Source organism: Kocuria rosea (assembly GCF_023715525.1).
GTDB lineage: Bacteria > Actinomycetota > Actinomycetes > Actinomycetales > Micrococcaceae > Kocuria > Kocuria rosea_A.
In genome coordinates this window covers 52,751-66,322 of the sequence record NZ_JAMBOG010000012.1, presented here as the reverse complement: position 1 = coordinate 66,322, position 13,572 = coordinate 52,751, and the positions used below count along the sequence as shown (strand labels likewise).

Annotated in this window: 11 protein-coding genes; 6 read left to right on the top strand and 5 right to left on the bottom strand. The window is 74.5% G+C overall.

What is annotated here, in order from left to right:
* The first annotated feature begins 97 nt into the window (after nt 1-97).
* The 4 genes from M3185_RS10310 to M3185_RS10295 all read left to right on the top strand — a co-directional run bounded on the left by M3185_RS10310 (nt 98) and on the right by M3185_RS10295 (nt 2,617).
* Nucleotides 98-553: an FHA domain-containing protein gene (locus tag M3185_RS10310; RefSeq protein WP_251333586.1), complete on the top strand. Its 456-nt coding sequence runs from the start codon at nt 98-100 to the stop codon at nt 551-553.
* Between the two features lie 9 nt (nt 554-562).
* Entirely contained in the window at nt 563-1,303 is a 741-nt protein-coding gene (gene ftsR / locus M3185_RS10305) for a transcriptional regulator FtsR (protein WP_251333585.1), read from the top strand.
* 1 nt (nt 1,304) lies between these two features.
* Nucleotides 1,305-1,829: a bifunctional nuclease family protein gene (locus M3185_RS10300; protein ID WP_251333584.1), complete on the top strand. Its 525-nt coding sequence runs from the start codon at nt 1,305-1,307 to the stop codon at nt 1,827-1,829.
* Nucleotides 1,830-2,014: 185 nt separating this feature from the next.
* Nucleotides 2,015-2,617: a MerR family transcriptional regulator gene (locus tag M3185_RS10295; RefSeq protein WP_374238495.1), complete on the top strand. Its 603-nt coding sequence runs from the start codon at nt 2,015-2,017 to the stop codon at nt 2,615-2,617.
* A 13-nt stretch (nt 2,618-2,630) separates the two neighbouring features.
* Here M3185_RS10295 and M3185_RS10290 read toward each other — a convergent pair whose 3' ends face one another.
* Entirely contained in the window at nt 2,631-3,419 is a 789-nt protein-coding gene (locus tag M3185_RS10290) for a ParA family protein (protein WP_251333583.1), read from the bottom strand.
* Nucleotides 3,420-3,777: 358 nt separating this feature from the next.
* Between M3185_RS10290 and M3185_RS10285 the strand changes: the two genes are divergently transcribed.
* Nucleotides 3,778-7,230 carry a pyruvate carboxylase gene (locus tag M3185_RS10285; RefSeq protein ID WP_251333582.1) on the top strand — a complete coding sequence of 1,151 codons (3,453 nt, stop codon included), beginning with the start codon at nt 3,778-3,780 and terminating at the stop codon, nt 7,228-7,230.
* Between the two features lie 54 nt (nt 7,231-7,284).
* Here M3185_RS10285 and M3185_RS10280 read toward each other — a convergent pair whose 3' ends face one another.
* Nucleotides 7,285-8,664 carry a phenylacetate--CoA ligase family protein gene (locus M3185_RS10280; RefSeq protein WP_251333581.1) on the bottom strand — a complete coding sequence of 460 codons (1,380 nt, stop codon included), beginning with the start codon at nt 8,662-8,664 and terminating at the stop codon, nt 7,285-7,287.
* An 85-nt stretch (nt 8,665-8,749) separates the two neighbouring features.
* On the opposite strand from M3185_RS10280, the gene M3185_RS10275 reads away from it, so the two are divergent.
* Nucleotides 8,750-10,207: a mycothione reductase gene (locus M3185_RS10275; protein ID WP_251333580.1), complete on the top strand. Its 1,458-nt coding sequence runs from the start codon at nt 8,750-8,752 to the stop codon at nt 10,205-10,207.
* A gap of 22 nt (nt 10,208-10,229) precedes the next feature.
* Here M3185_RS10275 and M3185_RS10270 read toward each other — a convergent pair whose 3' ends face one another.
* The 3 genes from M3185_RS10270 to M3185_RS10260 form a co-directional block, all read right to left on the bottom strand.
* Nucleotides 10,230-12,128 (bottom strand): AMP-dependent synthetase/ligase, encoded by a 1,899-nt coding sequence (locus M3185_RS10270; protein ID WP_251333579.1) that lies wholly within the window; start codon nt 12,126-12,128, stop codon nt 10,230-10,232.
* A gap of 68 nt (nt 12,129-12,196) precedes the next feature.
* Nucleotides 12,197-12,691: a hypothetical protein gene (locus M3185_RS10265; protein ID WP_251333578.1), complete on the bottom strand. Its 495-nt coding sequence runs from the start codon at nt 12,689-12,691 to the stop codon at nt 12,197-12,199.
* Nucleotides 12,688-13,521, bottom strand: a complete 834-nt coding sequence (locus M3185_RS10260; protein WP_251333577.1) for an alpha/beta hydrolase — start codon at nt 13,519-13,521, stop codon at nt 12,688-12,690. Before M3185_RS10260 ends, M3185_RS10265 begins: the two co-directional genes overlap by 4 nt.
* Between the last annotated feature and the right edge of the window lie 51 nt (nt 13,522-13,572).

Genomic DNA, 13,572 nt, shown 5'->3' with positions numbered 1-13,572 from the left:
GCTCCGGCCGCCGCCCGGAACACCGCCGGATCCGGCGGTCGCGGGGTCGGGATCCCACGGGATCCGTCATCCATCACGTCACCAGTCGAGGGAAGAGATGTCCAAAAACCGTCACGGCTCGAACGCACCCCTGGGGGAGCCGGAGACCACGTCGATCCAGATCGTGGGCGAGGTCCTCTCGCGCGCCGCTTCCCACAAGCTCTCGCCCGAGGAGAACGCCGCGGTCTCCGCGCTGCCCCCGCGCAGCGCCCTGCTCGTCGCCCACGACAGCGCCGGGGCCGGTTCCCGCTTCCTCCTCGACCGCGACGAGGTGCCCGCCGGACGCCACCCCTCCTCGGAGATCTTCCTCGACGACGTCACCGTCTCCCGCCGGCACGCGCGCTTCGTCCGCCGCGGCGACACCTTCGAGGTCCTCGACTCGGGCTCCCTCAACGGCACCTACGTCAACGGGGACCGCGTGGACAGCGCCGTGCTCGACAACGGCGACGAGGTCCAGATCGGCAAGTTCCGGTTCACGTTCTACCGTTCGCTGCGCCAGCCGTCGGAGCAGTAGAAGGGAGCCATGACCGACCACGCGGAGACCACCTCGTCCCGGGACGACGTCCAGCACGAGCCCCGGGTGGGCATCAGCGCCGTGCTTAAGGAGCTCAGCGAGGACCACCCCGGCATCACCGCGTCGAAGCTGCGCTTCCTCGAGGACAAGGGACTGGTGCACCCGACCCGCACCGCCTCGGGCTACCGGAAGTTCTCCCGCGCCGACATCGACCGGCTGCGCCGCATCCTCGAGCTCCAGCGCGACCGGTACCTCCCGCTGAAGGTCATCCGGGAGCGCCTCGACACCGACGGGGACGCCCGTGCCGACGACGACCGGCGGGTGCCCGAGCCGGCGCCCCCCGGCCCGGTGCCCCCGTTCTCCCCGGCCCGCACGTACACGCTGCGGGAGCTCGCGGCCCGGACCGGCGCCGGGATCCCGCTCGTGCGCGAGCTCGTGAGCTACGGGCTGATCCGCGAGCAGGACGGCGCCTTCGACGACCACGCCCTGGCCATCACCGGCGCCGCCCTGGCCCTGACCGCCCACGGGCTGGAGCCCCGCCACCTGCGCCCGTTCAAGGCCGCCGCGGACCGGGAGCTCGGCCTCGTCGAGCGGGCCGTGGCGCCCCTGACGTCCCGGCGCGACCCCGCCTCCCGCGCCCGCGCCGTCGAGCGGGCCCAGGAGATCTCGGGCCTGTGCCTGACCATCCACACCTCCCTCGTGAGGTCGGAGATCGCCGCGCTGCAGGAGCGCGCCGCGGTGGAGGGCTGAGATGGCCGTGCACCAGGTCCTGATGGAGATCGCCGGGGTCCGGATGGACGTCCCGTCGGCCCAGCCCGTGGTCGTGCTGAAGGAGGTGGAGGGGGGCCGGCACCTGCCGATCTGGATCGGCACCAACGAGGCGACGTCCATCGTGTTCGCCGTCCAGGGCATCGACCCGCCCCGGCCGCTGACCCACGACCTCGTGCTGTCCGTGGCGACCGCCTTCGGCCGCACGCTCACGCGGGTGCGCATCCACACCGTGGACGAGGGCGTCTTCCACGCCGCCCTGGAGTTCTCTGACGGGACGGTCGTCGACTCCCGCGCCTCGGACGCGATTGCGCTGGCGGCCCGCACCGACTGCCCCATCCTGTGCACGGAGACCGTCCTGGACGAGGCCGGGCTCGTGATGAGCGCGGACGGGGAACTGCGGGAGCCCACGCAGCGCTCCGCCGCCGGGGAGCCGTCGGTGCCCCCGGAGACGCAGGTCGAGCAGTTCCGGGACTTCCTGGACAACGTGGACCCCGAGGACTTCTGAGCCGCACCCCGCGGGCCCGCCCCGGCCCGGCCGACACGCCCGGGACCGGGCGGACGGCCTCGGCCCCTGCACCCGGAGGATGCGGGCGGTCCTATACTTGAGGGGTCCCCCGGGGGTCCGGACGCCCTTGCTGAGACGATCCACCGCCGGCACCGCGAGGGCCGGCCCACGAGCGAGGAGGCGGCGTGAGCAACGGTGACCAGCCCGGCGGCACGGCCGGGCCCGACAGTCCCCTCGCGCACGGCACCCAGGGCGTCCTGTTCGACGACTCCGTGATCCGCGACGAGTCCGTCGGCTACCGCGGCCCCACCGCGTGCAAGGCCGCGGGCATCACCTACCGGCAGCTCGACTACTGGGCCCGCACGGGCCTCGTGGAGCCCACCGTCCGCGGCGCCGCCGGCTCCGGGACGCAGCGGCTGTACAGCTTCCGGGACATCTTGGTGCTCAAGATCGTCAAGCGCCTCCTGGACACCGGCGTCTCCCTCCAGCAGATCCGCACCGCCGTGACCGCGCTGCGCGCCCGGGGGATCGAGGACCTCGCGCAGCTGACGATGATGAGCGACGGCGCCAGCGTCTACGCCTGCACCTCACCGCACGAGGTCATCGACCTGGTGCAGGGCGGGCAGGGCGTGTTCGGCATCGCCGTGGGCCGGGTGTGGCGCGAGGTCGAGGGGACCCTCGCGGCGATCCCCGGCGAGCACACCGGCCGGGACCGCAGTCCCGGGCAGGACCCCCTGCCCGGCGACGAGCTCTCGGCGCGGCGCGCCCGGCGGCAGAACGCCGGCTGACCCCGCGCCCGGTTCAGGCCGTGCGCTCGAGCAGGCCCTGCAGGATCGCCGTGTAGCGGCCGGCGATGTCCCGGGCCTCGGCCCCGGGCCAGCGGTGGATCGGCCACGCCGCCCCCTGCGCCTGCTGCCACACGGGAAGATCCGGGATCACCGGGCTCACGAGCAGCGGGCCGAAGAGCTCCTGCAGCTCCGCCAGACGGTGCCGGTGCTCCACGGACGAGTGCCGCACCTTGTTGACCACCACCCCCGCGGCCGGGACCGCCCAGGTGCGGCTCTGCTCGAACTGGGCGATCGCCGTCATCGTGCGCTTGGCCCCCGCCACCGAGAACAGGGACGGCTCGGCGACCGAGAGGACCTTGTCGCTCGCGGCCCACGCCGTGCGGGTCAGCGCGCTGAGGGTCGGCGGGCAGTCCACGAGCACCAGCTCGTAGCCCGTCACGCCGGCGAGCGCCCGCTCCAGCCGGCCCAGGTCCTTGTCCCGGTACTCCGAGCGGTCGAGGTGCGAGGACCGGGCGGAGCCGGGGGCGACGTCGAGCGCCTTGGCGTCCCGGCCCTCCTGCACCGCCCAGGACGAGGCCATGAGCACGCGCTCGAGCGCGCCGCGGCGGGGCCGGCGCAGGACCTCCCCGATGTCGTGGCCGCGCTGCGCGTGCACCCCCAGCCCGGTCGTGGCGTCGCCGTGCGGGTCGAGATCCACCACGAGGGTGGGCACCCCCGCCTGCAGCGCCGCCGAGGCGATCCCGAGGGTCACGGAGGACTTGCCGACACCGCCCTTGAGGCTGCTGACGCTGACGATCTGCACCGGGGGGACACCCTTCGCTCGCGGAACACGGGGAGCCGTCCGCTGCGGCCGGGAACCGGGGGACGGGCGGCGGGGGGAGACGGTCCGGGCCCATCGTAGCCGGGCGCGGGCACCGGGCCCCGGCGCGGCGCGGGCCCGCCCGCTCGAGCACGCCACGGCGCCGTGCGCCGATGTGTGACGCTGTTCACGGTGCTCCGCCCTGCGGCGTGGTTGACTTGTGGCACGGCTCACGGCGGGGCACGCTGGTCCTGTCCGTGTCCTGGCGCCGTGCTGCTCCCGGCACGGCGCTCCTGGTCCTGCACGTTCGAGTATTCAGTGCCCGGCCCCTCCTGAGGACCCGGGCACGGGACGGTTGTCGATGTTCTCCAAGATCCTGGTGGCCAACCGAGGCGAGATCGCGATCCGCGCGTTCCGCGCCGCGTACGAGCTCGGGGCCAAGACGGTGGCGGTGTTCCCCTACGAGGACCGCAACTCGATCCACCGCCAGAAGGCCGACGAGGCCTACCAGATCGGCGAGGAGGGGCACCCGGTGCGGGCCTACCTCGACGTCGACGAGATCGTGCGGGTGGCCCAGGAGTCCGGCGCGGACGCGATCTACCCCGGCTACGGCTTCCTGTCCGAGAACCCCGGCCTGGCCCGGGCCGCGGAGGCGGCCGGGATCACGTTCGTGGGCCCCAAGGCCGAGATCCTCGAGCTGGCCGGGAACAAGGTCGCGGCGCTGAAGGCCGCCAAGCGCGCCGGGATCCCCACCCTCGAGTCCTCCGAGCCGTCCGCGGACCCGGAGGCCCTGCTGGCCGAGGCCGACCGGATCGGCTTCCCCATCTTCGTCAAGGCCGTCGCCGGCGGCGGCGGGCGCGGGATGCGCCGGGTGGAGACGCCCGAGGCGCTGCCCGAGGCGCTCGCCGCGGCGATGCGCGAGGCCGACACCGCGTTCGGGGACCCCACCGTGTTCCTCGAGCAGGCCGTGCTGCGCCCCCGGCACATCGAGGTGCAGGTCCTCGCCGACGCGGCCGGCAACATCGTCCACCTCTTCGAGCGCGACTGCTCCCTGCAGCGCCGCCACCAGAAGGTCGTGGAGATCGCCCCCGCCCCGAACCTCGACGAGGACATCCGCCAGGCGCTGCACCGGGACGCGGTGAAGTTCGCCAGGGAGCTCGGCTACGTCAACGCCGGCACCGTGGAGTTCCTCGTGGACACCGCCGGCGAGCGCGCCGGTCAGCACGTGTTCATCGAGATGAACCCGCGCATCCAGGTGGAGCACACCGTCACGGAGGAGGTCACCGACGTCGACCTCGTCCAGTCCCAGCTGCGCATCGCCGCGGGGGAGACCCTCGCCGACCTGGACATCGCCCAGGAGGACCTGCGTGTGCGGGGCGCGGCCCTGCAGTGCCGGATCACCACCGAGGACCCGGCCAACGGGTTCCGCCCGGACGTGGGCCGGATCTCCGCGTACCGCTCCGCGGGCGGAGCGGGGGTGCGCCTGGACGGCGGCACCGTCTACGCCGGGGCGGAGATCTCCCCGCACTTCGACTCCATGCTGGTGAAGCTCACCTGCCGCGGCCGCGACTACCCCACCGCCGTGCACCGGTCCCAGCGCGCGCTGGCCGAGTTCCGCATCCGCGGGGTCGCCACCAACATCCAGTTCCTCCAGGCGGTGCTGGCCGACCCGGAGTTCCTGGCCGGGAACGTGGCCACCGACTTCATCGAGCGGCGCCCGGAGCTGCTGGAGGCCCGGGTCTCCGGCGACCGGGCCACGAAGGCCCTCACCTGGCTGGCCGAGGTGACGGTCAACCAGCCCAACGGCCCCCGCGTGGAGGGGATCGACCCGCGCACCAAGCTCCCGCGCTACCCCGGGGACAAGGTCGAGGAGCCCTTCCGCTCCCCGTTCGACGGGCCCTCGGCGCACCAGCCGCCGGCGGGGTGGCGGCAGCGGCTGCTCGAGCTCGGCCCGGAGGGCTTCGCCCGGGCGCTGCGCGAGCAGACCGCGGTCGCGGTCACGGACACGACCTTCCGCGACGCCCACCAGTCCCTGCTGGCCACCCGGGTGCGCACCCGGGACCTGCTCGCCGCCGCACCGGCCTACGCCCACACCCTCCCGCAGCTGCTGTCGGTGGAGGCCTGGGGCGGGGCCACCTACGACGTGGCGCTGCGCTTCCTCGGCGAGGACCCGTGGGAGCGGCTGGCCCTGCTGCGGGAGGCCATGCCCAACATCCCGATCCAGATGCTGCTGCGCGGGCGCAACACGGTGGGCTACACCCCGTACCCCACGGAGGTCACCGACGCGTTCGTGGCCGAGGCCGCCGCCACCGGGGTGGACATCTTCCGGATCTTCGACGCCCTCAACGACGTCTCCCAGATGGCCCCGGCGATCGAGGCCGTCCGCAAGACGGGCACCGCCGTCGCGGAGGTCGCCCTGTGCTACACGGGCAACCTCCTGGACCCCGCCGAGGACGTCTACACCCTCGACTACTACCTCGAGCTCGCCCAGCGCTGCGTCGACGCCGGCGCCCACGTGCTCGCCATCAAGGACATGGCCGGGCTGCTGCGCCCGGCGGCGGCCGCGACGCTGGTCACCGCGCTGCGGAAGCGCTTCGAGCTGCCCGTGCACCTGCACACCCACGACACCGCCGGCGGCCAGCTGGCCACCCTGATGGCCGCGATCGAGACCGGGGTGGACGCGGTGGACGTCGCCTCGGCCTCGATGGCCGGCACCACGTCCCAGGTCCCGGCCTCGGCGCTGATCGCCGCCCTGGAGAACACCTCCCGCGACACCGGCATCCCCCTTGAGGCCGCCACGGCCCTGGAGCCCTACTGGGAGGTCATCCGGGCGATGTACTCCCCCTTCGAGTCCGGGCTCACCGCCCCCACCGGGCGGGTCTACCGCCACGAGATCCCGGGCGGGCAGCTGTCCAACCTCCGCCAGCAGGCCATCGCGCTGGGCCTGGGGGAGCGCTTCGAGGCCATCGAGGACATGTACACCGCCGCCAACGCCATGCTCGGGCGGCTCGTGAAGGTCACGCCCTCCTCCAAGGTGGTCGGCGACCTGGCGCTGCAGCTCGTGGGCATGGGCGTGGACCCGGCGGAGTTCGAGGCGAACCCGCAGAGGTTCGACATCCCCGACTCGGTGATCAGCTTCCTCGCCGGAGAGCTCGGCACCCCGCCCGCGGGCTGGCCCGAGCCCTTCCGGTCGAAGGCCCTGGAGGGGCGCAACGTCAAGGTCGGGATCACCGAGCTGGCCCCGGAGGACTCCCAGGCCCTCGCCGGGGACTCCGCGACCCGCCGCGACACCCTCAACCGGCTCCTGTTCGCCGGGCCCACCCGGGACTTCAAGGCCAGCCGCGACAAGTACGGCGACCTGGCGCTGCTGCACACCCGGGACTTCCTCTACGGGCTGACCACCGAGCACGAGCACGTGATCTCGCTCGGCAAGGGCGTGCGCCTGCTGGTGACCCTGCAGGCCGTCTCGGACCCGGACGACAAGGGCCTGCGCACCGTGATGGTCACCCTCAACGGCCAGCCCCGCATGGTCGAGGTCCGCGACACCTCGGTGGCCTCGGCGGTCCCCGAGACCGAGAAGGCCGACCCGGCCAATCCCGGTCACGTCGCCGCGCCCTTCGCCGGGGCGGTGACCGTGACCGTGGCCGCCGGCGACTCCGTCGAGCCCGGCGCCCAGATCGCGACCATCGAGGCCATGAAGATGGAGGCCTCCATCACCGCGCCCACCGGCGGCACCGTCAAGCGGGTCGCCCTGGCCGGCGTCGCGCAGGTCACCGGCGGGGACCTGCTGGTGGAGCTGGAGCCCGCCGGCTGAGCCGTCGCCCGGCCGTGCGCGGGGCGGGCCCTCCTCCTGGTGGGCCCGCCCCGCTCACGCCGAGTACACCTCGCGGAACTTCCCGGTCCGGTCGGGCCGGGGCGGCTCGGCGGAGTGCTCGACGCGCACCGCGCCCAGTCCGTGCTCCGCGAGGAAGGCGCGCAGCCGGGCGTCCACGGCCGCGCGCACCGCGCCCGGATCGGCGCCGGGCGCCGGGTCCAGCCGCACCACCAGCACGTCGGGGCCCGTCCGGACCGCCTGGAACCGGCGCACCCCGGGGGTCTCCCCGACGACCGTGCCCAGCGCGAGGGGCAGGACCGGCACCGCGCGCCCGCCGGCCGCGCGGAAGGGGAGCGCCTCCCCGGTGCGGCCCTCGACCCGCACCACGGGCAGCGGGCTGCCGCACGGGCACGGCCGGGCCGAGACCTCGACGCGGTCCCCGAGGTCGTAGCGGATGAGGGGCTGCACGCGGTTGGCGAGGTTGGTCACCAGCACGGTCGAGGAGGTCCGGCCCGGGGGCACCGGCCGGTGCTGCTCGTCGACCGGCTCGAGCAGGTACCAGTCGGCGTTGACGTGCAGCCGCCCCCGGGGGCAGGCCACGGCCAGCCCGGGCACCTCGGACGCGGCGTACTCGTCGAGGACCGGGCAGCCGAAGGCCCCCCGGATCCGCTCGCGCGCCGCCGCGGTGAGGACCTCCCCGCCGACCGCCACCAGCGCGGGCGCGATCCGCAGCCGGCCGGCCTCCTGCTCGACCGCCAGCAGCGCCAGGGCGCTCGGATAGCCCAGCAGCACCGTCGGGCGCAACGCGTCGAGCTCCGCCACGAGCTCCCCGGCGGGCCTCAGCACCGAGAGCACCCGGACCCGGTCGGCCAGGAACCGGCTGCGCCGGCGCACGTCCTCGGCGGCGGCAGCCGCGGCGAAGTGCCCGCCCGTGGCGACGAGCACCCCCACGCGCAGGCCGTGGTGCAGCACGGGCCCCACCACCCCGGGCCGGAGCACGCTGCGCCGGGCCCGGACGCGCAGCACGACGTCGGCGACCGTCCACGAGCGCCGGTCGTGGAGCATCACGACCGGCTCGCCGCTGGTCCCCGAGCTCGTGACCACGTGGTACCGGCCGAGGTAGGGGGCGCCCGCCGGGACCGGGCCGGCGAGCACGTCCCGGCGCACGGACGCGAGCGTGACCTCGGGGTCGGTCACCCACTCGTCGAAGTGCGCCATGAGCTCCCGCTTCGCGACCGGGGGGAGCACCCGCGGGTCGGCGACGTCGGCGGGCAGGCCCCGGTACAGCCGGCGGTAGTACGGCGAGCCCGCCCGGGCGTGCCGCACGAGCTCGCCCAGCCGGGTCCGCTGCCGTCGGGCCAGGGCCTCGGGGCCGGCGTGCTCGGCCCACCACGCGTCGCCCGCGACGCCCAGCGCGCCGAGCCTGTCCCGCATCGTCCGCCCCCCGCCGACCCGTTCCGGTCGCTCCAGCGTAGGCCCGCCCGCGGGTCCGCGCGAGGCCCCGCATAGGATGGGCGCCATGCGAGAATTCGATCTCATCATCATCGGCTCCGGCTCCGGCAACTCCATCCTCACCGAGGACTACGACGGGCTGGACGTGGCGATCATCGACGGCGGGACCTTCGGCGGCACGTGCTTGAACGTGGGCTGCATCCCCACGAAGATGTACGCCTACCCGGCCACCCTCGCCCGCCGCGCCGTGGAGGCCGACCGGCTCGGGGTGGACGTCGAGGTGCGGGACGTGCGCTGGCGGCAGATGCGCGACCGGATCTTCGGGCGGATCGACGCGATCTCCTCCGGGGGCCTCGACTACCGCCGGTCCCTGCCGCACGTGACCGTCTACACGGAACACGTGCACTTCATCGGCCCCCGCACGCTGTGCACGGCGTCGGGCGAGGAGCTCACGGCCGCCCAGATCGTGGTGGCCTCCGGCTCCCGCCCCGTGCTGCCGGAGGTCCCGGGCATCGACCTGCCGCAGGTGCACACCTCGGACACCGTGATGCGCATCGACGAGCTGCCCCGGCGGGTCGTGGTCGTGGGCGGTGGCTACATCGGCGCCGAGTTCGCCCACGTCTTCTCGAGCCTGGGCTCCCGGGTGACCCAGGTCAACCGCTCCCACCGCCTCCTGCGCTACCACGACCCGGAGATCGCCGAGCGCTTCGCCCGGGAGGCGTCGCGGCAGTGGAAGCTCGAGATGGGCTGGTCCCTGAGCGCGATCGAGGAGTCCGACGGGGAGGGCTCCGCCGTGACGGTCACCTTCCGCGACCCCGAGGACCCGGAGCTGACCCTGCGCCTGCCCGCCGACGTCGTGCTGGTGGCCACCGGGCGGCAGCCCAACACCGATCTGCTGCACGCGCAGACGGGCGGCCTCGACGTGCGGGAGGACGGCCTGCTGGCCGTCGACGAGCACCAGCGCGCCCTGTCCGGGGGCGTGCCGGCCGAGGGCGTGTGGGCGCTCGGCGACATCAGCTCGCCCTACCAGCTCAAGCACGTGGCCAACGCGGAGGCCCGCACGGTCCAGCACAACCTACTGCACCCCGACGACCTGCGCGCCACGGACCACCGCTTCGTGCCCTCCGCCGTGTTCACCAGCCCGCAGATCGCCTCCGTGGGCATGACCCAGGAGGAGGCGGAGGAGTGGGCGCTCGAGCACGGCACCGAGATCACCGTCAAGGTCCAGGACTACGGCTCCACCGCCTACGGGTGGGCCATGGAGGACCGCACCGGGCTGTGCAAGCTCATCGCGGAGAAGGGCACGGGGCGGCTGCTCGGAGCCCACCTGGTGGGGGAGGAGGCGTCGGTGCTGATCCAGCCGATCGTCCAGGCGATGTCCTTCGGCCTCGACGCCCACACGATGGCGCGCGGGCAGTACTGGATCCACCCGGCGCTCACCGAGGTCGTCGAGAACGCGCTGCTCGGCCTCGAGGTTCCGGAGCACTCCCCGCTGGAGCCCGAGGCGCTCGCCGGCGGCCGGTGACCCGCACCGGCCGCCGGGCGGGTCAGCCCTCGCCGCGGCCGGGCAGGTGCGCGTGGGAGAGCTTCTCCCGGATCCGCTCCGCCGCCCCGGCCGCCGCGGGCTCGGGGGCGGGGCGGGAGTAGATCTCCTCGATCTGCGCCCCGAAGTCCTGGGCGATCTTCGCCCGCTTGATCTTCATGGACGGGGTCAGGTGGCCGGAGGCCTCGGTCCAGTCGACGTCGAGGATCTCGAAGGCCCGGATGCCCTCGGCCCGGGAGACCGCCTTGTTGGCCTGGTCGACGATCTCCTGGACGTGCTCCACGATCCGGGGGTGGCGCGCGGCCTCGGCCACGTGCATCGCCGGGTCCAGGCCCATGAGCTCGAGCCGGGCCGGGAGCACCTCCTGGTCCAGGGTGATCAGCGCCGCGACGAACGGGCGGTCGTCGCCCACGACCATGACCTGCGAGACGACGGCGGAGGCGCGGATCGGGTCCTCCAGCACGTTGGGGACCACGTTCTTGCCGCCCGCGGTGACGATGATCTCCTTCTTGCGCCCGGTGATGCTCAGGGCCCCGTCCTCGTCGAGCTCCCCGAGGTCCCCGGTGCGGAACCAGCCGTCGTCGAAGGCCGCGGCGGTGAGGTCCTCGCGCCCGTGGTAGCCGCGCATCACGTGGGCGCCGCGGACCTGGACCTCCCCGTCGTCGGCGATCCGGATCTCGTTGCCCGGCAGGGGCAGGCCCACCGTGCCGATCTTGCCGATCTCGGGGGTGTTGACCGCGATCGGGGCGGTCGTCTCGGTGAGGCCGTAGCCCTCAACGACGTACACCCCGATCCCGTTGAAGAAGTGGCCCAGGCGCGGGCCGAGCGCGGCGCCGCCCGAGACGGCGTGCGTGACCTCGCCGCCCATGGCCTCGCGCAGCTTCGAGTAGACGAGGCGGTCGTAGAGCGCGTGGCGGGCGCGGAGCAGGGGCAGCACCCGCCCGGCCTGCTCGGCCTTCGAGTAGGCCACGGCGGTGGTGACGGCGCGCGTGAAGATCAGGGCCTTCAGCTTCCCGCCTTTCTCCGCCTTGAGCCGGGCGCTCTGGTAGATCTTCTCGAACACGCGCGGGACCGCGAGGATGAACGTGGGCCGGAACGACGCCAGGTCCCCCATGAGGTTCTTCACGTCCGGGGTGTGGGCCAGCACGGTGCCGGTGTACAGGGCGATCACCTGGACGAAGCGGGCGAAGACGTGGGCCAGCGGCAGGAACAGCAGGGTCCGGGCGCCCGGGTGGATGATGTCGGAGACCACGAGCGCCGTGTTCTCGCACAGCCGCACGAAGTTGCCGTGGGTCAGCTCGCAGCCCTTGGGCGGGCCGGTGGTGCCGGAGGTGTAGATGATGGTGGCGATGTCCTCCAGGGTGCGCGACGTGCGGCGCGCCTCGAGCTCCTCGTCGGTCACGCCCGCCCCCGAGCGCTCGAGCTCGTCCAGGCCGGTCCCGGTGCCGTCCAGGCGCCAGATCCGCTCGGCGGCGGCGAACGGCGTCTCCCGGGCGGCCTCCACGACGGTGTCCTCCAGCGCCTCCGTCTCCACGAAGATCGCCTTGGCGTCGGAGTCGCCCATGATCCAGGCGATCTGCTGGGCGGAGGACGAGTCGTAGACGGGGACGGGCACCGCGCCGGCGTACCAGACGGCGAAGTCGGCCAGGGTCCACTCGTAGCGGGTGCGGCTGAGGATGCCCACCCGGTCCCCGGGCTCGATCCCCGCCGCCACCAGACCCTTGGCCACGCCGCGCACGGCCGCGAGGAACTCGCGCGCGCGCACCTCGCGGGCCGGGCCGTCCGAGGCCAGGACGGTGTACAGGTGCGGGTCCTCGGGCCGCTCCGCCTGCATCCGGAGGAAGTCGGTGATGCTGCGGTGCACGGGCGGGTCCACGAGGGCGTCGGTGGCGACGTGGCGCATGGGGTCTCTCCTCGGATCAGGGTCGGGCGTCGCCCCCCAGTCTAGTGAGTTGCCTCACGCAAACTCCGTCAGACGCGGGCGCCGTCGTCGAAGTCGTCCCGCTCCTCGGGTAGGGAGTGCAGCAGGTGGCCGATCGCCGCGACCACGGCGGCGAGCCCGGTCACGGTCGCCCACCACGGCATCGAGCCGGGGAGCAGGGCCAGGACCACGAGCAGCACCGGCGCCCCGACCAGCACCGTCCACGCCAGCAGCGCCCCCGGGCTGAGCCCCTGGGTGACGGGGCCCGGGTCGGGGGAGTAGGTGGCGTCGTCCTCCTCGGCGGGGGCCCGGTCCTCCTCGGCGGGGGCCTCGGCCTCCGCGGCCCGGCGGTCCTCCGGCGGCCCCGCGGTCCGGGTCTCCCCGGGATCCCCGGTCCCGCGGGGACCGCCGGCCTCGGGGGGCCGCTCGCCGGGGGCGGCGAGGTGCCGGTCCCCGGCCCGGCGCACGTCCTCGAGCTCCGCCACGATCCGCGCCCACTCCTCGTCGGGGCCCGGCACCGCCCCGCCCGCGGGCCCGGGGCTCACCGGGCGCCCCGCGGGCGGGAGCGGTCGAGGGGCAGCGCGGTCACGGGGTTGCGCCCCTCCACGAGGTCCCGCACGAAGCGCGCTGAGCGTGCGTTCACCACGTCCGCCTCACGGTCCAGGGTGGCCACGTGGTAGCTCTCGGCGAGGCGCACGACGGCCACGTCCCCGCCGGCGTGGCGCAGCACGTGCCGGTGGGACAGCTCGGAGACCACGTGGTCGTGCTGCGAGCGCAGCACCAGCACGGGGGCGGTCACGGCGGGCAGCATCCTCCGGGTCCGGGTCATGAACCGGCCGAGCTCGGCGACCCCGGCCACGGGGGTGCGCGGATAGGCGTGCTCGGTGACCCCCGGCAGGCTGATGTCGTCGCCGACGCCCGGCACGGAGGGCACGGCCCGGTGCAGCGCCGCCGCGAAGCGCGCCGTGCGGCTGACGAGGGACAGCGCCGGGTTCAGGACGACGACCCCGTCCACGGGCAGCAGGGCGGCCAGGTGCAGGGCCAGGGTCCCGCCCATCGACAGCCCGCACACCACCACGACGTCGTGCCGGGCGCGCAGCTGCCGGACGTGCTCGGCCGCGTGGTCGCGCCACCGCTGCCACGGGGTGGCGGCGAGGTCCTCCCAGCGGGTGCCGTGCCCGGGCAGGAGGGGGCCGACGACCTCGGCGCCGGCCCCGTGCAGGGCCGCGCCCCACGGGCGGACGCTGAACGGGACGCCGGTGAACCCGTGCAGCACGAGCACGCCGGCGGGGCCGTCCGCGGGAAGGCGGAACGGGGCGGCGGGGTGCTCCCCGGCGGCGAGGGCCGGACGTGGGTGCTCGACCGGATGCGTCATGGCTCCATGATGGCAGGCCGCGGTGCGGGGAGCTGGCTCCGGCCGCCACGC

What these genes read in the sequence shown, in the direction of transcription:
- M3185_RS10310 (WP_251333586.1), top strand. Translation starts at nt 98, where the DNA reads ATGTCCAAAAACCGTCACGGCTCGAACGCACCCCTGGGGGAGCCGGAG.
- ftsR (WP_251333585.1), top strand. Translation starts at nt 563, where the DNA reads ATGACCGACCACGCGGAGACCACCTCGTCCCGGGACGACGTCCAGCAC.
- M3185_RS10300 (WP_251333584.1), top strand. Translation starts at nt 1,305, where the DNA reads ATGGCCGTGCACCAGGTCCTGATGGAGATCGCCGGGGTCCGGATGGAC.
- M3185_RS10285 (WP_251333582.1), top strand. Translation starts at nt 3,778, where the DNA reads ATGTTCTCCAAGATCCTGGTGGCCAACCGAGGCGAGATCGCGATCCGC.
- M3185_RS10280 (WP_251333581.1), bottom strand. Translation starts at nt 8,664, where the DNA reads ATGCGGGACAGGCTCGGCGCGCTGGGCGTCGCGGGCGACGCGTGGTGG.
- M3185_RS10275 (WP_251333580.1), top strand. Translation starts at nt 8,750, where the DNA reads ATGCGAGAATTCGATCTCATCATCATCGGCTCCGGCTCCGGCAACTCC.
- M3185_RS10270 (WP_251333579.1), bottom strand. Translation starts at nt 12,128, where the DNA reads ATGCGCCACGTCGCCACCGACGCCCTCGTGGACCCGCCCGTGCACCGC.
- M3185_RS10260 (WP_251333577.1), bottom strand. Translation starts at nt 13,521, where the DNA reads ATGACGCATCCGGTCGAGCACCCACGTCCGGCCCTCGCCGCCGGGGAG.